At 40.5% G+C, this 20,483-nt stretch carries 27 protein-coding genes; all 27 read left to right on the top strand.

Annotation, left to right across the window (positions count from 1 at the left end; translation table 11 throughout):
• Nucleotides 1-11: 11 nt before the first annotated feature.
• Complete coding sequence (secY2, locus tag L6410_RS10565; protein ID WP_237395485.1) at nucleotides 12-1,259, top strand: accessory Sec system protein translocase subunit SecY2; 1,248 nt, start codon at nucleotides 12-14, stop codon at nucleotides 1,257-1,259.
• Complete coding sequence (gene asp1, locus L6410_RS10560; protein WP_237395483.1) at nucleotides 1,256-2,806, top strand: accessory Sec system protein Asp1; 1,551 nt, start codon at nucleotides 1,256-1,258, stop codon at nucleotides 2,804-2,806. Before secY2 ends, asp1 begins: the two co-directional genes overlap by 4 nt.
• Nucleotides 2,807-2,812: 6 nt before the next feature.
• A complete protein-coding gene (asp2, locus tag L6410_RS10555; protein ID WP_172040961.1) occupies nucleotides 2,813-4,360 on the top strand; it encodes an accessory Sec system protein Asp2 in 1,548 nt (515 codons plus the stop codon).
• Complete coding sequence (gene asp3, locus L6410_RS10550) at nucleotides 4,353-4,772, top strand: accessory Sec system protein Asp3 (protein WP_050571166.1); 420 nt, start codon at nucleotides 4,353-4,355, stop codon at nucleotides 4,770-4,772. Before asp2 ends, asp3 begins: the two co-directional genes overlap by 8 nt.
• Before the next feature lie 15 nt (nucleotides 4,773-4,787).
• Complete coding sequence (gene secA2 / locus L6410_RS10545; protein ID WP_237395482.1) at nucleotides 4,788-7,178, top strand: accessory Sec system translocase SecA2; 2,391 nt, start codon at nucleotides 4,788-4,790, stop codon at nucleotides 7,176-7,178.
• A 10-nt stretch (nucleotides 7,179-7,188) separates the two neighbouring features.
• On the top strand, nucleotides 7,189-8,697 hold the full coding sequence (gene gtfA / locus L6410_RS10540) for an accessory Sec system glycosyltransferase GtfA (protein ID WP_237395480.1): 1,509 nt from the start codon (nucleotides 7,189-7,191) through the stop codon (nucleotides 8,695-8,697).
• Nucleotides 8,694-10,019: an accessory Sec system glycosylation chaperone GtfB gene (gene gtfB, locus L6410_RS10535; RefSeq protein ID WP_237395478.1), complete on the top strand. Its 1,326-nt coding sequence runs from the start codon at nucleotides 8,694-8,696 to the stop codon at nucleotides 10,017-10,019. Before gtfA ends, gtfB begins: the two co-directional genes overlap by 4 nt.
• A gap of 262 nt (nucleotides 10,020-10,281) precedes the next feature.
• Nucleotides 10,282-10,467 carry a hypothetical protein gene (locus L6410_RS10530; protein ID WP_024392629.1) on the top strand — a complete coding sequence of 62 codons (186 nt, stop codon included), beginning with the start codon at nucleotides 10,282-10,284 and terminating at the stop codon, nucleotides 10,465-10,467.
• A complete protein-coding gene (tnpB, locus tag L6410_RS10525; RefSeq protein ID WP_172017332.1) occupies nucleotides 10,448-10,798 on the top strand; it encodes an IS66 family insertion sequence element accessory protein TnpB in 351 nt (116 codons plus the stop codon). The genes L6410_RS10530 and tnpB overlap by 20 nt, the downstream gene beginning before the upstream one ends.
• Before the next feature lie 51 nt (nucleotides 10,799-10,849).
• Nucleotides 10,850-11,056, top strand: coding sequence for an IS66 family transposase (locus L6410_RS10520; RefSeq protein WP_002939754.1), 207 nt, complete (start codon nucleotides 10,850-10,852; stop codon nucleotides 11,054-11,056).
• Nucleotides 11,010-12,362, top strand: coding sequence for an IS66-like element short variant transposase (locus tag L6410_RS10515; protein ID WP_237395327.1), 1,353 nt, complete (start codon nucleotides 11,010-11,012; stop codon nucleotides 12,360-12,362). Before L6410_RS10520 ends, L6410_RS10515 begins: the two co-directional genes overlap by 47 nt.
• Before the next feature lie 441 nt (nucleotides 12,363-12,803).
• Nucleotides 12,804-13,112 carry a 30S ribosomal protein S10 gene (gene rpsJ, locus L6410_RS10510; protein WP_024391481.1) on the top strand — a complete coding sequence of 103 codons (309 nt, stop codon included), beginning with the start codon at nucleotides 12,804-12,806 and terminating at the stop codon, nucleotides 13,110-13,112.
• A gap of 211 nt (nucleotides 13,113-13,323) precedes the next feature.
• Nucleotides 13,324-13,950 carry a 50S ribosomal protein L3 gene (gene rplC / locus L6410_RS10505; protein ID WP_011921686.1) on the top strand — a complete coding sequence of 209 codons (627 nt, stop codon included), beginning with the start codon at nucleotides 13,324-13,326 and terminating at the stop codon, nucleotides 13,948-13,950.
• Between the two features lie 24 nt (nucleotides 13,951-13,974).
• On the top strand, nucleotides 13,975-14,598 hold the full coding sequence (gene rplD / locus L6410_RS10500; protein ID WP_237395476.1) for a 50S ribosomal protein L4: 624 nt from the start codon (nucleotides 13,975-13,977) through the stop codon (nucleotides 14,596-14,598).
• Nucleotides 14,598-14,897, top strand: a complete 300-nt coding sequence (locus L6410_RS10495) for a 50S ribosomal protein L23 (RefSeq protein ID WP_024379978.1) — start codon at nucleotides 14,598-14,600, stop codon at nucleotides 14,895-14,897. Before rplD ends, L6410_RS10495 begins: the two co-directional genes overlap by 1 nt.
• A 17-nt stretch (nucleotides 14,898-14,914) precedes the next feature.
• Nucleotides 14,915-15,748, top strand: coding sequence for a 50S ribosomal protein L2 (rplB, locus tag L6410_RS10490; protein ID WP_024391479.1), 834 nt, complete (start codon nucleotides 14,915-14,917; stop codon nucleotides 15,746-15,748).
• Between the two features lie 101 nt (nucleotides 15,749-15,849).
• Complete coding sequence (gene rpsS, locus L6410_RS10485) at nucleotides 15,850-16,131, top strand: 30S ribosomal protein S19 (RefSeq protein WP_000533766.1); 282 nt, start codon at nucleotides 15,850-15,852, stop codon at nucleotides 16,129-16,131.
• A 17-nt stretch (nucleotides 16,132-16,148) separates the two neighbouring features.
• The gene (gene rplV, locus L6410_RS10480; RefSeq protein WP_023369052.1) at nucleotides 16,149-16,493 is read left to right on the top strand and encodes a 50S ribosomal protein L22; all 345 of its coding nucleotides are present in this window, start codon (nucleotides 16,149-16,151) and stop codon (nucleotides 16,491-16,493) included.
• Nucleotides 16,494-16,505: 12 nt separating this feature from the next.
• Entirely contained in the window at nucleotides 16,506-17,159 is a 654-nt protein-coding gene (gene rpsC / locus L6410_RS10475) for a 30S ribosomal protein S3 (RefSeq protein WP_237395474.1), read from the top strand.
• A 3-nt stretch (nucleotides 17,160-17,162) separates the two neighbouring features.
• Nucleotides 17,163-17,576, top strand: a complete 414-nt coding sequence (gene rplP, locus L6410_RS10470) for a 50S ribosomal protein L16 (protein ID WP_024391477.1) — start codon at nucleotides 17,163-17,165, stop codon at nucleotides 17,574-17,576.
• Nucleotides 17,577-17,585: 9 nt separating this feature from the next.
• Nucleotides 17,586-17,792: a 50S ribosomal protein L29 gene (rpmC, locus tag L6410_RS10465; protein WP_002936659.1), complete on the top strand. Its 207-nt coding sequence runs from the start codon at nucleotides 17,586-17,588 to the stop codon at nucleotides 17,790-17,792.
• Nucleotides 17,793-17,815: 23 nt separating this feature from the next.
• On the top strand, nucleotides 17,816-18,076 hold the full coding sequence (rpsQ, locus tag L6410_RS10460; protein ID WP_000440801.1) for a 30S ribosomal protein S17: 261 nt from the start codon (nucleotides 17,816-17,818) through the stop codon (nucleotides 18,074-18,076).
• Nucleotides 18,077-18,100: 24 nt separating this feature from the next.
• Complete coding sequence (rplN, locus tag L6410_RS10455; RefSeq protein ID WP_002936658.1) at nucleotides 18,101-18,469, top strand: 50S ribosomal protein L14; 369 nt, start codon at nucleotides 18,101-18,103, stop codon at nucleotides 18,467-18,469.
• A 194-nt stretch (nucleotides 18,470-18,663) separates the two neighbouring features.
• The gene (rplX, locus tag L6410_RS10450; RefSeq protein ID WP_024391476.1) at nucleotides 18,664-18,969 is read left to right on the top strand and encodes a 50S ribosomal protein L24; all 306 of its coding nucleotides are present in this window, start codon (nucleotides 18,664-18,666) and stop codon (nucleotides 18,967-18,969) included.
• Between the two features lie 23 nt (nucleotides 18,970-18,992).
• Nucleotides 18,993-19,535, top strand: a complete 543-nt coding sequence (rplE, locus tag L6410_RS10445; RefSeq protein WP_018377731.1) for a 50S ribosomal protein L5 — start codon at nucleotides 18,993-18,995, stop codon at nucleotides 19,533-19,535.
• Nucleotides 19,536-19,549: 14 nt separating this feature from the next.
• Nucleotides 19,550-19,735, top strand: a complete 186-nt coding sequence (locus L6410_RS10440; protein ID WP_002936651.1) for a type Z 30S ribosomal protein S14 — start codon at nucleotides 19,550-19,552, stop codon at nucleotides 19,733-19,735.
• A 218-nt stretch (nucleotides 19,736-19,953) separates the two neighbouring features.
• Nucleotides 19,954-20,352, top strand: a complete 399-nt coding sequence (rpsH, locus tag L6410_RS10435) for a 30S ribosomal protein S8 (protein ID WP_024391475.1) — start codon at nucleotides 19,954-19,956, stop codon at nucleotides 20,350-20,352.
• Nucleotides 20,353-20,483 lie beyond the last annotated feature (131 nt).

Below are 20,483 nucleotides of genomic sequence, written 5' to 3'. Positions count from 1 at the left end.
GAGAAAATAGTATGAAAATTTCAAGATCAATGTGGTATAACATTGTTTTTATCAAAAAAATGCTGGTAACAATTTTTATTGTGTTGGTGCTGTTGTTGGGACAACACCTCCCGTTACCATTTGTAGAAAGCACAGATTTCTATTCATCGCAGACAGACTGGTTTTCTTTCACAAGTAGTCTAAGCGGAGGAGACCTCTCCAAAATAAGTATTTTTTCATTAGGGGTAAGCCCTTATATGATGGCCATGCTTTTTTGGCGTCTCTTTAGAATTAATGCAGACAATGATAAAAGTGCTATTCACCTAACGGACCGTAGAATAAAGAGTTTAACTCTACTTATTGCGACCATCCAGGCATTTGCAGTGGCGATCAATATTGATTACACACTAAGTTTTGATAGTGAATGGCTCTTTCTGTTGAACCTTATCTTTCCAACTATGCTTACCATGGTTGCGGGTAGCTTTGTTGTCGTTTGGCTAGGCAATCTGAATGTCAAGTATGGAATTGGTGGAATTACAATCATCATTTTTATCAATATGGTTCATCAATTAATCAGTCAACTAAGTCAATCCAATCTGAACCATTGGTTGGTGACACTGGCCTTTGTCATTTTTTCAGCATTGGTCATTCTGTTTACGATTATTTCTGAAAAATCGGAATACCGAATCAAAATCAACCATCCTGGTATATACCACCATACAGCGGAAGTATCTTATTTGCCAATAAAAGTGAACTCTGCAGGCGGTCTACCCATCATGTATGCCATGCTCCTGCTGATGATTCCTCAGTACATCATTTTAGGTTTGAATTATTTCACAGCGAATGATCTTAGGGAATCGGACTGGTTAATCAATTTTTCAACCTACCGTATGTCAGGAATCGCTTTATACCTCATTTTAGTATTTGCTTTAACCGTCATCTTTTCATTTTTCAATATTGATCCAAGAAGGCTCGCTCGGCAAATGCGCAAAGAAGGAGATTACATAGATCAAGTTCGTCCAGGGAAGCCAACCTATCAATTTCTTTCGAGGGAAATCCTATTTTTTGGTATTTTCTCAGGGATTATGATAGATATCATTGTGGGTGTTCCCCTCATCTTAGCCTTATACAGACCAGAATATAAAACATTTGCCATGCTTCCAGGGCTTTACATTATGTTAACAAGTATTGTATTGACGATTATGGAAGAAATTCGGAAATTGAGAATGGGACGGTACTACAAATCGATTTTTGAAGAGAAGAAGGGGCGTGCAAAATGATTTATTTTATACCTGCATGGTACAATGATAGAAGAACCATGTATTTTAATGCAAGACCGTGGTCACAGAAGCAAAAATTAATTTATACAGATGATATCACCAACCACGTTCGACTCGCAACAAGGGGTGGGAACCCCTACCAATTAATAGTTCCAAATTACACTCCTCAGTTACGATATCACATGCATCGTCTGGAATTGTTAGAAAGTAATTTTGTCTCTATTTTTGATATCATTCAAGACCTTAGTGGAAAAAATATGGAGGTCCTCAATTTTAGAGAACTTGAATGGGCAGAAGGGACGGAGTTTGTCTATAACCCATTCTCGGTTGTGGCTCAAGAAAATGGGCAATTGTCAGCAGAAGTAGAGTTTGGAACAAATGGCCAACTATTTTGGATAACCCGTTTTCAGAATGATATCCCTACAAAACGCTATATTTTTGATGATAGAGGCTTTGTTTCAAGTAGTATCTTTTATGATGCAGAGGGTAAATACCACTACCAAGAGTATTACAATAGAAAACGAGAATGGCAAATTCGTGAATACTTTGGTGCTTATGGCCACCATGTAGAAGTATCAGAAAGTGCACAATCACGCTTTTTGAAGAAAGAATATGCTTCTATTGAAGAGTTGGTTTTTGAGCAGATGGGGCGGGTATTGGATCAACATGATCAGGAAAATGACAGTATATTTTTGGCAGCAGATAGTCGCCATTCAGCAGAAGTTTTAAAATTAAAGTCCAATAAAAAAGTTGTTTATTCCTACTTCCAAGGACGAAATGGATTTACTATCGATCCCTACATGATTGAGGACATCAAGCATGTTGATTTGATTTTGACAACAACAGATAGGACTAGAATGCAATTTAATGCCCTAACAAATATTCCTGTTCTTAAACTACCTTATATTGATACGCGGTTTGACATTGGTAAAAGCCGCCAGTTGAAGGACCAATTCGTCTATTTTCGATTAGATGGATTGACAACAGCTAGTTATAAACGGGTTTTAGATGCAGCAGTTAGGTATATGAAGACCAATAAACGGGTTCATTTACTCCTTGTTTCTTTCGAGTCAGATGCCAAACAGCAACAGTATATGGCGAATATTCTCAGAATGTTGCTAGCAAGCTATGATGACCCTGATATGGTATTGATGGAAGAAAATTCGTATACAATTGAAAATTCTGCTTTTCCAGAGAAGGAAAGCCGTGTCAGTCTTAGTTTCATCACCCCAGCAGATGATGTAATCAAAATTTTGAGTAATTGCCGACTGGTAGTTGATTTGGCTGATGAACCGGATATGTATACGCATATCGCAGCGCTGAGTGCTGCAATTCCTCAAATCAACAAACTTCCTTCAGAATTTGTCCATCATAAGAAAAATGGCTACATTACCCTGGATTTGGATAATCTTTATGATGGACTGGTTTACTACCTCACTGGTTTGGCTCACTGGAATGAGTCGATGATTTATTGTATCAAGTTGATTGAAAAATACTCAGATACAGAGATAGTGAAGAGGGTTCGTCTCATGCTGAACAGAGGGTAATCGAAGATGAAAGATGAAAAAATAAATGTATTACAAGTTGGGACAACCAACTGGAAAAGAGAACTAACGATTCCAGAAAATATAGAATGGTTTTATATTTCACCTCAAAATGTTGAGATGTTTTCCAAGACCTATCGCTTACAAGAGGCGTTCAAACGCCGGGCTATTCATGCTGTTTTGTTGACAGATGATTTCTATGATGAGACTATTATCTCTCTGGGAGGATTGTTTGAACCTTATTCTCTTCTATATTCAACTGGTATTGGCCCAAATTCTGTATCAGATTCTGTTCGCCGGTTCCTGATTGCTCAAATGGCCTATCCAGTCAGCATGGACAATCCAAATGAGTTAGTCGATGTCCTGTCTCATACCTTCTTTGAGAAACAATACGGTGATAAATTCCATACAAAAGACCTAATTGTTTCAACTAGTTTTAAGGGGAAAATAGGATTTGATGGGAGTGCTTACTTGACCTTAGAAGGTCATTTTGGGGACGAGTTTCGGCAGATTGCCAATTATGCTTACAACATTCCGAAAGATGAGGTTCCTCTGGAATTTTGGCCAGAATTTATAAAAGAAGGTCCTTGCGAACTCCAATATAAGCTCCAAATCATTCCTTTGGGAGGAACAAAAATTCTCTCTGAAATAGTCGTTTCAGAGGCAGAATTAGACAAACCCTTTTATTTGAGAAACAAACAAGAAGGCTATCTCCATCTCAGTATTTTTGCAAAAGGGGAAGGCAAACTAAAATTGGGGCCGACTCATTACCGTTTCAGCCGCTACCACTTTGGTACCTTGTTGTTGGGTGGGAATGTTCATGCAACCAGCAAACGACAAGAATTTCTGCACTACCTTCATCCAGGAGATTTTACGCCTCCTTTGAATGTATATTTTTCTGGTTATAGAACGGCTGAAGGATTTGAAGGCTATTGGATGATGAAATCCTTGAACAAACCCTTCTTGTTAATTGCAGATCCGAGATTAGAGGGTGGATCCTTTTACATTGGGGATCAAGAATACGAAGATGCCATTAAACAAGTCATACAAGATGCACTTAATTTTCTGGGCTTTGAGGCTTCTCAGATGATTATGTCTGGCCTATCTATGGGAACCTATGGGGCCTTGTATTACGGTTTGGACTTTAAGCCACATGCCATTGTTGTTGGTAAGCCACTGGTAAATCTTGGTAAGTTGGCAGAAAACGAGAAAACCCTTCGTCCAAATATTTTCCCGACGTCCTTGGACTTACTGAAGCAATATGCCAATGATCTTTCGGAGCAATCCCGACAAGATCTGGATAACCGCTTTTGGACAAAATTTGAAGATGCGGATTTATCGCATACTCAGCTTAGGATTGCCTATATGAAAAACGATGACTATGATCGAACTGCTTTTTATGATTTGTTAGAGAAAACACGTTCTTCTGGCACAAAACTCGTAGGAAAAGGCTGGATTGGTCGCCATAATGATAATTCTGGAGCAATTACACAGTGGTTTATAAGCCAATTTCGTAGTTTGATCAGACTTGATTTTAGTAAGGAGAATTATGAATAATAGAATTTACTGGAGACAAGACAGCCGAAGCACCTATTTATATGGGACTGAGTTGGAATTCCGAGGAGATTCTGTCTATTTTAAAAATGAGTTAATGCCATCAGGAAATTTGATTCATAGTTGGTATTCACGGACCAATTACCAAAGGGATCGTGAGCAACCCCAGTTGCCGGTTCTGTTTCGAAATAAGCGCTATTCCCTCCACCTGGAGGCCGATGTGATACCAGAAGGAACGGTCTATCTGCAAATCGATTTTTACAATCGGTCAGATGAAACCATCCATACAAAAATCTTGCGATCTGATGAGGCTCACTTTACTTATCCAAATGGTGCATTCAGTTACGCCATCCATTTATTTAATGCCAATGTGACTGAATTACTGTTTCATCATATTGATCTCAGTTCCCTGTGAAAGAGGTGTATCTAGTTGAAAGTGAAATATTTTTCATTTGATTATTACAGACTGAAGCGCATTCGTGCCATATTAGAAAAAGTGAACGGTCTGGCTAGTCGAATGGCTAAATTGTCAGATGAAGATTTGAGACAAAAAACAGTGGAGTTCCGACAAAGGTTAAAACAAGGTGAGACCTTAGATGAGCTTTTGCCTGAAGCTTTTGCTGTTGTACGGGAAGCTGATAAACGCGTTTTAGGTCAATATCCCTATGATGAACAGGTGATGGGAGCGATTGTTCTTCATCAAGGAGACATAGCTGAGATGAAAACGGGCGAAGGAAAGACACTCGTTGCAACTATGCCACTCTACTTGCACGCTTTGACAGGGAAAGGGGCAATGTTGATTACCAACAATACCTACCTTGCTTGTCGTGACGGGAGCGAGATGAAGGGAGTCTATGAATTTTTAGGTTTGACTACTGCCATCGCTGTTTCTGAGATACCAGGAAAAACATTTACTGTTGCAGAAAAGCAACAAATTTATAATAGTGATGTCATTTATACTACAAATAGTGGCCTAGGTTTTGACTATTTGATTGATAACTTGGCTGACAGTCCTCAAAAGAAATTTATGAAGGAGCTGAACTATTGCATCATTGACGAAGCGGACGCTGTTTTGCTCGATTCTGCTCAAATGCCACTTGTGATTTCAGGTGCCCCTCGTGTGCAATCAAATCTCTATCAAATAGTTGATAAGTTTATCTACACTCTTGTTGGGGATGATTACTATTTCTTGGATAAGGATGAAAACGAAGTATGGCTGACTCAAAAAGGAATCGATGAGGCCAATAAATATTTTGCCACAAAGCAATTATTCACAAGTGACGAGCATCATAGAAACCTTGTTCGCCACATCAATCTAGCCTTGAGAGCCCACACTTTGTACAGAAAAAACAAGGACTATCTTGTAGATGCTGGGGAAATAAAGCTGATTGACAAGAGAGAAGGACGCATTTTGGAAATGACGAAAATGCAAGCTGGACAGCATCAAGCCCTAGAAGCGAAAGAAGGTCTAGCTATTTCTCAGGAAATGCGTGCCATTGCTTCGATTACCTATCAGAACCTATTTGTCCTCTTTAAGAGGTACGGGGGGATGACAGGAACAGGGAAATCCGACGAGGCTGAATTTATTGAAGTTTATGACAAGGAAGTTGTACAAATTCCAACTCACAAACCAGTTCAGCGACGGGACTTACCAGATCGAATCTTCACATCGGAGCCTGAAAAAAAGATGGCTTTATTAAGCCATGTGAGAGAATTGCATGAAAAAGGACAACCGGTATTGTTAATTACAGGTTCGGTAAAGGCCTCTGAACATTTTTCTGATATGTTATTATTAGATGGCATTCCGCATAACCTTTTGAATGCGCAAAGCGAAGCTAAAGAAGCTGAAATTATCTCTGAGGCCGGTCAAAAAGGAGCGGTTACGGTAGCTACCATGATGGCAGGAAGGGGGACAGATATTAAGTTGTCTGATGAGGCAAGGGCCTTAGGTGGACTTGCAGTCATTGTGAGCGAGCGAATGGCTAGTAAGCGGATGGACCTCCAAATTCGAGGACGGTCGGGTAGACAGGGGGATCCAGGACTCAGTCAATTCTTTGTTTCTTTAGAAGATGATTTATTGGTAGATTGGGGGAAATCCAAATACCAAGAGTATTATAAAAAAGAAATTTCGAAGAAAGAAATGTCCAATCCAGACCAACTACTGTCTGCTTTCTTTAAAAGAGGAGTGAATGCTGCTCAAAAGGCGAGCGATGAATATGGACGACTGTCGCGACGGGATACTCTTCAGTTTGACGATAGTTTAAAAATGCAACGTGAATTAGTGTATGCAGAGCGTAATAAAATTTTAGGCAATGCGTTAGATGACTATGATTTGCGAGATATTGTTGAAGCATTTGTAGACCAATTCCTGCATGGTAAAGGGGTTCATATCACAAGAAAAGAACTCATGTCGTTTGTGTTGGAAAACATTAGTTACGATTTCGATAGTTCTGTTTTCTTGAAGGATGAATGGCTGATTGCTGAAGCAAAAGAGTTGGTGATGCAACTCGTTGATTCTAAGTTTGCTGAGAAAGAACAGCTGCTATCAACCAAGGATAGGTTGAACTCCTTCAAGCGCGTGGCTTTGTTGAAAGCAGTAGATGAGGCGTGGATTGAAGAGGTTGACTATTTACAACAATTAAGGGTCATTGTTTCCAGCCGACGCTCAGCCCAGCGCAATCCTGTATACGAATACCATAAAGAGGCTTTGAAATCATTCGATGAGATGTTACAGAGCATTAAGGAATTAGCTGTTCGAAACATCCTACTTAGCGAAGTGACTGTTGATAAGAATCAAAAAATGAATATCTATTTTGCATAAGAGGTGTGAAATGACAGTTTATAACATCAATTTAGGAGTCGGTTGGGCAAGCAGTGGAGTAGAGTACGCTCAGGCCTACCGGGCGCAGTTACTTAGAAATCTTCAACGAGATGCCAAGTTTGTGTTTGTGGATATGATTCAACAAGAAAATATTGCACACCTGACTGAAAATATTGGTTTTTTAGATAGTGAAGTTATCTGGTTATACACCTATTTTACGGATACAAAGATTGCTCCCACCTCTGTAACACTTGCAGATGTTCTTCAACAGTTTCATGGGCAAGTAACCAAAAAAGAAAAAAATGGGAAAATAGCCCGGTATTACTATGCAGAGGAAGATTTCTTTTTAACTGCCTATCTGGTCAATGAGAATGACGACTTTGTGAACCGAGTGGAATATGTTTCAAAAGGAAACTTAATTCGGAAAGATTTTTTCTCCTACACTAAACTGTTCACGGAGTTTTATGGACCAAAGGATAATCGTGCAATGCTCTATAAGCGACATTTTTATAATGAAGATGGCACGGTTGCTTACGAGGAAATTATTCAGGATGGTAGGAGTTTATTTCGTTTTCCAGATCAAATTTTCTATTCCAAAGAAGAATTGCTTGCCTATTTTGTCCAACAACTCAACCTTGGTGAAGACGATACCATCATATTAGATCGCTCTTCTGGAGGTGTTGGACAGGCTGTTTTCCGCCATCATGGGAAAGCAAAACTCGGTGTGGTCGTCCATGCAGAACACTTCAGCGAGGGTGCAACCACTAAAGATACGATACTTTGGAATAATTATTATGATTATCAATTTACCAATGCGGATGAAGTTGATTTCTTTGTGACTGCAACTGATCGACAAAGGGATGTCCTTCTCAGCCATTTTAAAACCTATCGTATGATGGAACCGAAAATAGTGACAATACCAGTCGGTAGTCTACAACGTTTGACAGTTCCAAACCAACCTCGTACTCCCTATTCATTGCTAACAGCTTCTCGATTGGCCAGCGAAAAACATATTAATTGGTTAATCAAATCTGTCGTAAAGGCAAAAGAGCACCTTCCTGAACTCGTATTTGATATCTATGGGAGCGGAGGTGAAGAAAAGATTCTTCGCCAACTAATTGCTGAATACCAAGCAACTGCTTATATTCATTTAAAGGGCCATCATCAGATGGATCAGGTTTATCAACAATATGAATTGTATCTAACTGCCTCAACGAGTGAGGGTTTTGGATTGACCCTCATGGAAGCAGTTGGGTCAGGGCTCCCAATCATTGGGTTTGATGTCAATTATGGGAATCCAACCTTTATAAAGGACTGTCAAAATGGCTTCTTAATTCCTAGACAAGACAATCTAGAAGAAAGCGCGATTGTTCAATCGTTCGCTGACAGGATAATTGAATTTTTCGATGAAAATGACATTGAAAATATGCATGAAAAATCCTATGAAATTGCTGAGCAGTATCTGACAGCTGTCATTGAAAAGAAATGGGATGAATTGTTGAAAGGGTTTGGACAATGATAACTTTGTTTGATAATTATAGTCAAGAGAGCTGGGACCTGCACTATTCACTGCTTAGTTCGGGCTTTAATCACCCGACAATTGTTCTGACTGACGATGGCTTCCTACCAGAGGATGTATACTCACCCTATGAGTTTTTTACAGGCTTCGATCAGGTAGTGGGCAAACCAAAATTCTTTAATGAGATAAGAGTACCAAAGTTTTGGGAAATTACCTCTTCAGGTCATGGCGGTTCGATCACTGATCGCCACATTAAACGTGCAACAATTGTCTTTTCTAACCCTACACATAAGCGATTTGTAAAAGCTGTTGAATGGTTAGATGAAGAAGGGAAAGTTTTTAGTATCGATCGTTACAATAAAAAAGGATACCGCTTTTCTCAGACAAGCTTCAATGACGCAGGAAAAGCAATTGTTACTTGCTACTATGATAAAGACGGCAAAGAAGTGATCGTCGAAAACCATGAAACGGGAAATAGTATCTTAAATAGAAATGAAGAAGTCATCATTTTTAAAAATAAAATTGACTTTATTATCTATTATTTAAAGCAAACAAGTTTTGATTGTGAACGAATCATATATAACTCGCTTGGATTGCCATTCCTGGTGGCATACACCATGAAGCATGATGGACAGGATATTCTCTTTTGGCAAGAACGACCGAGAGAAGATGTTCCAGAGAACATGTTAACCTTGTTAAATAGCTCTCGTTATTCGGCAAAGGTTATTGTCCAGCGCTGGGATTCTTATACCAAACTCCAAGAAAAGCTTCCAGCTGGTAAGGTCATCTCCTATCAAGGTTATCTATATCCACTCCATAGAAAGAGTGGTTATAGACCGAAAGCCTTGATTATGACAAATTCAGATCAAATTGAAAGCTTACAAAAATTGGTGGAAACCTTACCAGAGCTAGAGTTTAATATTGGTGCCTTGACAGAAATGTCGACCAAACTCCTTTCCTTCGATCGTTATACCAATGTATATCTCTTTCCTAATATGACAGACGAGACAGCAAGTAATCTCTTCCGAGAATGTGACCTATATTTGGATATTAACTATGGAAATGAACTGTTTAACGCAATAAGACGTTCCTTCGAACAATCGATGGTATTGTTAGCATTTGAAGAAACTGTCCACAATAAGGACTACATCCCGCAACAACACGTTTTTACAAAAGATAAAGTCGAGTTCATGGTTGATAAAATTCAACATATGGTTAGGGAGCAATCATATTGGCAGAAATGCCTGACAGAGCAATACAATAGTCTAAGACTGGGCAACAAAGATGGGTATAAAAAACTGATCAACCCAAATGAGTTCTAGAAAAAATAAAGAAGGTTTCTGTCAAAGCTTTTTGCTTACCTATAGACCAAGTCAGACAGCCTGAAATCTCCCATATTTAGAAAACGGGACCGAAAGAAAACAGCATAAAGCAGTAGAGCCTAAACATATCCAGTAGCTCTTCTGCTTTTTTAGGCTCTTTGAGAAGCAAAATTCGGCTAACCGTAAGCGCCCCATAACAAGGTACCTATCCAATCGTTCACTCCTCCAGTATACTGTAATTAAAAAACTGGAGGATTTTTTTATGTCACAACCCATCGTCCCATTGACTGTTCCCAAATCGCGACGCTCTGAAAAGAAAAGCAGAAATGAGATCCTGATGAAGATTCGTCTCGAAAAAGTAGAACTCACTTTCTTTCACTCTATCAACCAAGAGATATTGGAAACAATCTTGGATAAGGTACTGTTCTATGACCATCCGACTCAGTGATTTAGGTCAAGTCTACTTGGTTTGCGGGAAAACGGATATGCGTCAAGGGATTGATTCTCTCGCCTACCTTGTCAAAAGTCATTTCAATCTGGATCCCTTCTCCGGTCAGGTCTATCTCTTCTGCGGAGGTCGAAAAGATCGATTCAAAGCTCTTTATTGGGATGGACAGGGATTTTGGTTATTGTATAAACGTTTTGAAAATGGGAAATTGACCTGGCCAAACAATGAAGAGGAGGTTAAGGCGCTAACTTCCGAGCAGGTGGACTGGCTCATGAAAGGATTTTCTATCAGTCCAAAAATAAATGTTTCAAAAAGTCGTGATTTCTATTGAAATCATGGCTTTTCTTTGTGTATAATGAGATAAAAAGAAGGAGGTAAGTGCATGGAGTCACAAGATAAAGTGATTGAAAGTCTAACAAAAACCATTGAAATCATGACCAACGAATTGACCCTCCTTCGTGAACAGGTTGAGTATCTGAGACAGAAACTCTACGGAAAATCATCAGAGAAGGTTGTGTATCAACCCGGTCAGCTGAGCTTGTTTGGGGAGGAAAGCCTCCCTGAAGAAGAAGCTGACTTACCCAGTTGAAACAGAAACAATTACCTATAAACGTAAGAAAGCTAAGGGAGTTCGTCAGGCTATTTTTAGTCAGTTCACTCCAGAGATTATTCATCATGAATTGCAGGGCGAAGACTGCACTTGTCCAGACTGTCATGGACAGTTGAAAGAGATTGGTTCTACTGTTCAACGGCAAGAGTTGGTCTTCATTCCCGCACAATTAAAGCGGATTGACCATGTTCAACACGCATACAAGTGTCAGGCTTGTAGTCAGAAGAATCTGAGCGATAAGATTATCAAGGCTCCAGTTCCTAAGGCACCTTTGGCACACAGCTTGGGTTCAGCTTCTATCATCGCCCATACTATTCATCAGAAGTTCAATCTTAAGGTGCCCAATTACCGCCAGGAAGAGGACTGGCATAAGCTTGGTCTGCCAATCAGTCGGAAGGAAATAGCCAACTGGCACATCAAGTCTAGTCAGTATTATTTCGAACCGATTTATGACCTGTTGCACGAGAAATTGTTGGAGCAGCCTATTCTCCATGCGGATGAGACCTCCTACAAGGTCTTAGAAAATGATAGCCAGTTAACCTTCTACTGGACCTTCTTGTCTGGGAAACATGAGAAAAAGGGCATCACCCTCTATCATCATGACAAACGACGGAGCAGCTTAGTTGTGGAGAAATTTCTTGGAAATTATGCGGGCTACGTTCATTGTGACATGTGGAGTGCTTATCGTCAGTTAGACAAGGCACAGCTGGTTGGCTGTTGGGCTCATGTTAGACGAAAGTTCTTTGAAGCGACTCCTAAGAAGACAAACAAGACTTCTTTAGGAGCCAAGGGTTTAGCCTACTGCGACCGCCTGTTTGCCTTAGAGAATGACTGGGCAGACTTGTCTACTGAGGAACGGCTACATAAACGTCAGACAGAGTTGGCTCCTTTGATGGACGAATTCTTTGACTGGTGTCGCAATCAGGCCGTTTTGCCAGGCTCCAAATTGGGCACTGCAATAGAATATAGCCTCAACTACGAAACCACTTTCCGAACCGTTCTCTCGGACGGTGACTTAGTCCTGTCTAACAATATGGCTGAGAGAGCAATGAAGACCTTAGTGATGGGCAGAAAAAATTGGCTTTTTTCTCAGAGCTTTGAGGGAGCCAAGTCGACAGCTGTCATTCTGAGTCTTTTGGAAACTGCTAAACGACACGGCCTTGATGCAGAAAAATATATGACCTATCTTCTAGAACACTTACCTAACGAGGAGACGCTCGCAAAAAAAGAGGTGCTAGAGGCTTATTTGCCATGGAAGGAAAAAATTAAAAGAGCTTGTAAATAGAAAAAAGGCTCCAGGGTCGACATGACTTTGGAGCTTTTTTCAATATACTTTATTATTGGGCGCTTACGGCTAACCTGTCAACTTGCCTTGATGAACTCCTGTTCTATCATCAATTTCGTTTTCTAGGTTGCTGTTGATTTCCATTGAGTATCATTTCATATCTGAAAGCTGATTCATCAACTAAAGCTTGGTTTGTCAGTGTGTTCGAAATCTGAGAGAAATCTGAGAGGCAATTGAATAAGCTATTTTTTTTAAAAATAAAAAGCAAAACTTCTTGCATTGTATCCGATAATTTGGTAAACTGTTCTAGTGCCGTAAAAATTTACGGCTATAGCTTTGATGCAAGAGGTTGCGACACGCTCGGTTGCATTGCCACGCAACACGTGTTGGTTTTCTTGTGGAGCTAGCCTATTATTCTAAATAGACGAAAAGGAGAAAAAGATGGCAAACAAAAAAATCCGCATCCGCTTGAAAGCGTACGAACACCGTACACTTGATACAGCTGCTGCAAAAATTGTTGAAACTGCAACACGTACAGGTGCTCAAGTAGCAGGTCCAGTTCCGCTTCCAACAGAACGTAGCCTCTACACAATCATCCGTGCGACTCACAAGTATAAAGACTCTCGTGAGCAGTTCGAAATGCGTACACACAAACGTTTGGTAGATATCATTAACCCAACTCAAAAAACAGTTGATGCGTTGATGAAATTGGATCTTCCAAGTGGTGTGAACGTAGAGATTAAATTGTAATCAAGTCGCGAGGCGAAAAAGCAAGTGTTCATTTAGTAATTGAACACGGGCTAAACTCCGTGTGAAAAAGATAAAACTGCCTAGACTCGTTGAGTCGTTGGATTTTCCTATTTTCACTTTGAGTTTGATGCTCTTTGTATCTTGATTTGAGCATGAAAAACGCTCGTTAAAAACTTTTTAACTATAAAATAAGAAAAGGAATATTTTTCTCATGACAAAAGGAATCTTAGGGAAAAAAGTGGGAATGACTCAAATCTTCACTGAATCTGGTGAATTTATCCCTGTTACTGTCATCGAAGCAACTCCAAACGTTGTTCTTCAAGTGAAAACAGTTGAAACTGACGGTTATGCGGCAGTTCAAGTTGGTTTTGATGACAAACGTGAAGTATTGAGCAACAAACCTGCCAAAGGCCATGTAGCTAAAGCTAACACAGCTCCTAAGCGCTTCATTCGTGAATTCAAAAACATTGAAGGCTTGGAAGTTGGACAAGAAATTACAGTTGAAACTTTCGCAGCTGGTGATGTTGTTGATGTAACTGGTACATCTAAAGGTAAAGGTTTCCAAGGTGTTATCAAACGCCATGGTCAATCACGTGGTCCTATGGCTCACGGTTCTCGTTACCACCGTCGTCCAGGTTCTATGGGTCCTGTTGCACCTAACCGTGTATTCAAAGGTAAAAACCTTGCAGGTCGCATGGGTGGCAACCGTGTAACAATCCAAAACCTTGAAGTTGTACAAGTTGTTCCAGAAAAGAACGTTATCCTTATCAAAGGTAACGTACCAGGTGCTAAGAAATCTCTTATCACTATCAAATCAGCAGTTAAAGCTGGTAAATAATAAGGAAAGGGGAAATCAGTCGAAATGGCAAACGTAACATTATTTGACCAAACTGGTAAACAAGCTGGTGAAGTAGTTCTTAACGATGCAATCTTTGGTATCGAGCCAAACCAAGCAGTTGTATTTGATGTGATCATCAGCCAACGTGCTAGCCTTCGTCAAGGTACTCACGCAGTTAAAAACCGCTCATCAGTTTCAGGTGGCGGACGCAAACCATGGCGTCAAAAAGGAACTGGACGTGCTCGTCAAGGTTCTATCCGTTCACCACAATGGCGTGGCGGTGGCGTAGTCTTCGGACCAACTCCACGTTCATATGCGTACAAACTTCCACAAAAAGTTCGTCGCTTGGCACTTAAATCTGTTTACTCACAGAAAGTTGCTGAAAACAAATTTGTAGCTGTTAACTCACTTGAATTCACAGCTCCAAAAACTGCTGAATTTGCAAAAGTGCTTGCAGCATTGAGCATTGATTCTAAAGTCCTTGTTATTCTTGAAGAAGGCAACGAATTCGCAGCTCTTTCTGCTCGTAACATCCCAGGAGTGAAAGTTGCAACTGCAACTACTGCAAGCGTACTTGACATCGCAAATGCAGACAAACTTCTTGTAACTCAAGCAGCTATCTCTAAAATTGAGGAGGTTCTTGCATAATGAATTTGTATGATGTTATCAAAAAACCTGTCATCACAGAAAGCTCAATGGGCCAACTCGAAGCAGGCAAGTATGTATTTGAAGTTGACACTCGTGCACACAAACTCTTGATCAAACAAGCTGTTGAAGCTGCATTCGAAGGTGTTAAAGTTGCAAATGTTAACACAATCAACGTGAAACCTAAAACAAAACGCGTAGGTCGTTATGTAGGTCGCACAAACAAAGTGAAAAAAGCAATCATCACATTGACTGCTGATTCAAAAGCGATCGAATTGTTCGCTACAGCTGACGCTGAATAATCAAAGGAGGAATTAACGTGGGTATTAAAGTTTATAAACCAACGACAAATGGCCGTCGTAACATGACTTCTTTGGACTTCGCTGAAATCACAACAAGCACTCCAGAAAAAAGCTTGCTTGTTGCATTGAAAAACAAAGCTGGTCGTAACAACAATGGTCGCATCACTGTTCGTCACCAAGGTGGCGGTCACAAACGTTTCTACCGTTTGGTAGACTTCAAACGTAACAAAGATGGCGTTGAAGCAGTTGTTAAAACAATTGAATACGATCCAAACCGTTCAGCAAACATCGCTCTTGTACACTACACAGACGGTGTGAAAGCATATATCATCGCTCCTAAAGGTCTTGAAGTTGGTCAACGCATCGTTTCAGGTCCAGAAGCGGATATCAAAGTTGGTAATGCACTTCCACTTGCAAACATCCCAGTCGGTACTGTTGTTCACAACATTGAGTTGAAACCAGGTCGCGGTGGTGAGTTGGTTCGTGCTGCTGGTGCATCTGCACAGGTTCTTGGTCAAGAAGGTAAATACGTTCTTGTTCGCCTTCAATCAGGTGAAGTTCGTATGATCCTTGGTACTTGCCGTGCTACTGTTGGTACTGTAGGTAACGAACAACATGGCCTCGTAAACCTTGGTAAAGCAGGTCGTAGCCGTTGGAAAGGTATCCGTCCAACAGTTCGCGGTTCTGTAATGAACCCTAACGATCACCCACACGGTGGTGGTGAAGGTAAAGCACCAGTTGGTCGTAAAGCACCATCTACTCCATGGGGTAAACCAGCTCTTGGTTTGAAAACTCGTAACAAGAAAGCTAAATCAGACAAACTTATCGTTCGTCGTCGCAACCAAAAGTAATCTAAACTTAGTTGCTTAGCATGCTATATCATCCGCCAACTCGGTAGCCCGCATTGCGGGCAAGCCGCTGTGGTACATATTTTAAAGGAGAAAACACTAAAATGGGACGCAGTCTTAAAAAAGGACCTTTCGTCGATGAGCATTTGATGAAAAAAGTCGAAGCTCAAGCAAATGACGAAAAGAAAAAAGTAATTAAAACTTGGTCACGTCGTTCAACGATTTTCCCAAGTTTCATCGGTTATACAATTGCAGTTTACGATGGTCGTAAACACGTACCTGTATACATTCAAGAAGACATGGTAGGTCACAAACTTGGTGAATTCGCACCAACTCGTACTTACAAAGGTCATGCTGCTGACGACAAGAAAACTCGTCGTAAATAATTTAGGAGGAAAACACAATGGCAGAAATTACTTCAGCTAAAGCAACTGCTCGCACAGTACGTGTTTCACCTCGTAAATCACGTCTTGTCTTGGATAACATCCGTGGCAAAAGCGTAGCAGACGCAATCGCAATCTTGAAATTCACACCAAACAAAGCTGCAAGCATTATTGAGGGAGTTTTAAACTCAGCAATCGCTAATGCTGAAAACAACTTTGGTTTGGAAAAAGCTAACTTGGTAGTCAGCGAAGCATTCGCAAACGAAGGACCAACGTTGAAACGTTTCCGTCCACGTGCGAAAGGTTCAGCTTCACCAATCAACAAACGCACAGCTCACATCACTGTAGTTGTGGCAGAGAAATAAGGAGGTAAAAACGTGGGTCAAAAAGTACATCCAATTGGTATGCGTGTTGGCATCATCCGTGATTGGGATGCTAAATGGTATGCTGAAAAAGAATACGCGGATTACCTTCATGAAGATCTTGCAATCCGCAACTTTATCAAAAAAGAATTAGCTGATGCGTCAACATCAACAATCGAAATCGAACGTGCTGTAAACAAAGTAATCGTTTCTATCCACACTGCAAAACCAGGTATGGTTATCGGTAAAGCTGGTAGCAACGTTGACGCGCTTCGTGCTCAATTGAACAAATTGACTGGTAAACAAGTACACATCAACATCATCGAAATCAAACAACCTGATTTGGATGCACACCTTGTTGGTGAGTCAATTGCTCGTCAATTGGAGCAACGTGTGGCTTTCCGCCGTGCTCAAAAACAAGCTATCCAACGCACAATGCGCGCTGGTGCAAAAGGTATCAAAACACAAGTTTCTGGTCGTTTGAACGGTGCTGATATTGCCCGTGCAGAAGGCTACTCAGAAGGAACAGTTCCTCTTCATACACTTCGTGCGGATATCGACTATGCTTGGGAAGAAGCTTTGACAACTTACGGTAAATTAGGTGTTAAAGTTTGGATTTACCGTGGAGAAGTTCTTCCAGTTCGTAAAAACACTAAAGGAGGTAAATAACAAATGTTAGTACCTAAACGTGTAAAACACCGTCGTGAATTCCGTGGAAAAATGCGCGGTGAAGCTAAAGGTGGAAAACAAGTAGACTTTGGTCAATACGGTCTTCAAGCAACTACTAGCTCATGGATTACAAACCGCCAAATCGAAGCTGCCCGTATCGCTATGACGCGTTACATGAAACGTGGTGGTAAAGTTTGGATTAAAATCTTCCCACACAAATCATACACTGCTAAAGCTATCGGTGTACGTATGGGTTCTGGTAAAGGTGCTCCTGAAGGTTGGGTAGCTCCAGTTAAACGCGGTAAGGTTATGTTTGAAGTTGCTGGCGTTTCTGAAGAAGTCGCACGCGAAGCATTCCGCCTTGCTGGTCACAAATTGCCAGTTAAAGTTAAATTCGTAAAACGTGAAGCAGAATAAGGAGAAGACATGAAACTTCAAGAAATTAAAGATTTTGTAAAAGAACTTCGTGGCCTTTCTCAAGAAGAACTTGCTAAGAAAGAAAACGAATTGAAGAAAGAACTCTTCGAACTTCGTTTCCAAGCTGCTGCTGGTCAACTTGAGCAAACTGCTCGTTTGAACGAAGTGAAGAAACAAATTGCACGTATCAAAACTGTGCAATCTGAAACTAAATAATAGATTGGGAAAGGAGAATTTCAATGGAACGCAATAATCGTAAAGTTCTTGTTGGACGCGTAGTATCTGACAAAATGGACAAAACAATCACAGTTGTAGTTGAAACTAAACGTAACCACCCAGTCTATGGTAAACGTATTAACTACTCTAAAAAGTACAAAGCTCATGATGAAAACAATGTTGCTAAAGAAGGCGATATCGTTCGTATCATGGAAACTCGCCCACTTTCAGCTACAAAACGTTTCCGTCTTGTAGAAGTTGTGGAAGAGGCAGTTATCATTTAATCAACCTGAAAGGAGAAAATTGACATGATTCAAACAGAAACTCGTTTGAAAGTTGCTGACAACAGTGGCGCACGTGAAATCTTGACAATCAAAGTTCTTGGTGGTTCAGGACGTAAATTCGCGAACATCGGCGACATCATCGTTGCTTCAGTAAAACAAGCTACTCCTGGTGGTGCGGTTAAAAAAGGTGACGTTGTTAAAGCCGTTATCGTTCGTACTAAGACAGGTGCTCGTCGTGCTGATGGTTCATACATCAAATTCGATGAGAATGCTGCAGTTATCATCCGTGAAGACAAAAACCCTCGCGGAACTCGTATCTTTGGCCCAGTGGCACGCGAATTGCGTGACGGCGGTTTCATGAAAATCGTTTCATTGGCACCAGAAGTACTTTAAGAAGTACTTTAATCAGATGGTTTTAGGAAATTTGTTACAGACTAGGCAGTTTGTTGTAGATAGTACTTGGGTACATCAAAACAAACTAGCGAAGTCTGTGACGGATTTAGTAAACTAGAAAACAAACTAAGTCCCCTGGTTAACAAACTAACCAGGGTGCCCATTAGGGCGTAAGAAATTATAGGAGAAATCAAATGTTTGTAAAAAAAGGCGATAAAGTTCGCGTAATCGCTGGTAAAGACAAAGGCGTTGAAGCAGTTGTCGTAACAGCACTTCCAAAAGTTAACAAAGTGATTGTTGAAGGTGTTAACATCGTTAAGAAACACCAAAAACCAAATAACGAAAACCCTCAAGGTGCAATCGTTGAAAAAGAAGCTCCAATCCATGTGTCAAACGTTCAAGTTCTTGACAAAAATGGTGTTGCTGGACGCGTTGGTTACAAATTTGTAGACGGCAAAAAAGTTCGCTACAATAAAAAATCAGGCGAAGTGCTTGATTAATCACGAAGGAAAGGAGAAGTATAATGGCAAATCGTTTAAAAGAAAAATATCTTAATGAAGTAGTTCCTGCTTTGACTGAACAATTTAACTATTCTTCAGTTATGGCTGTACCAAAAGTTGATAAGATCGTTTTGAACATGGGTGTTGGTGACGCTGTTTCTAACGCTAAAAACCTTGAAAAAGCTGCTCAAGAGTTGGCTTTGATCTCAGGTCAAAAACCACTTATCACTAAAGCTAAGAAATCAATCGCCGGCTTCCGTCTTCGTGAGGGTGTTGCAATCGGTGCGAAAGTAACTCTTCGTGGCGAACGTATGTATGAATTCTTGGATAAATTGGTTACAGTTTCACTTCCACGTGTACGTGACTTCCACGGAGTACCAACTAAGTCATTCGACGGACGTGGTAACTACACACTTGGTGTGAAAGAACAATTGATCTTCCCAGAAATCAACTTCGACGATGTTGATAAAACTCGCGGTTTGGATATCGTTATCGTTACAACTGCTAACACTGACGAAGAATCACGTGCATTGCTTACTGGCCTTGGTATGCCGTTTGCAAAATAAGAGGGAGAGAATAAATGGCTAAAAAATCAATGATCGCTAAGAACAAACGCCCAGCTAAGTTCTCAACTCAAGCTTACACACGCTGTGAAAAATGTGGACGTCCACACTCAGTTTACCGCAAATTCAAACTTTGCCGTGTATGCTTCCGCGACTTGGCTTACCTTGGACAAATTCCGGGCGTAACGAAAGCTTCTTGGTAAAAACATGATATGAGAGCGTTAAGCTACCAAAGCAAAAATAGGAAAATTGACGAAGAGTCAACAGACTCTAGGAAATTTTATCTTTTTTGCACCGGTAGTAGCTCGAGTTCAAATTTAATTTGATACTGAAAGCAGTTCTTTCAGATCACCCCGTCCGCTCGGACATCATTAACTAGCAAGTGTAACTTGCAAACTGCTAGTAAGAGGAGAAACAACAAATGGTTATGACTGACCCAATTGCAGATTTTTTGACACGTATTCGTAATGCTAACCAAGCAAAACACGAAGTGCTTGAAGTACCTGCATCAAACATCAAAAAAGGTATTGCTACAATCCTTAAAAACGAAGGTTTTGTAAAAAACGTTGAATTCATCGAAGATGACAAACAAGGCATCATCCGCGTATTCTTGAAATACGGACCAAACGGTGAAAAAGTTATCACTAACTTGAAACGCGTTTCAAAACCAGGTCTTCGTGTTTACTCAAAACGTGAAGATATTCCTAAAGTTCTTAACGGACTTGGTATTGCAATCATCTCAACATCAGAAGGTCTTTTGACTGACAAAGAAGCTCGTCAAAAGAACGTTGGTGGCGAGGTTGTCGCATACGTTTGGTAATCTTTTAGCTTCCAATTTCGTCATGTGCCTGTGTTAGAGCGTCTCGACATACTCAAGTATGGTCTGCGTCGCTCTGCCTTGCCACATTTAGAAATTGAAACCTAAAAGCATGCATGATACAAATGCGGGAG

The sequence above is a fragment of the Streptococcus parasuis genome, assembly GCF_021654455.1.
Classification (GTDB): Bacteria; Bacillota; Bacilli; order Lactobacillales; family Streptococcaceae; genus Streptococcus; species Streptococcus parasuis.
Note: the sequence above shows the minus strand (reverse complement) of the source record. Positions and strands in the feature narration are given on the sequence as shown.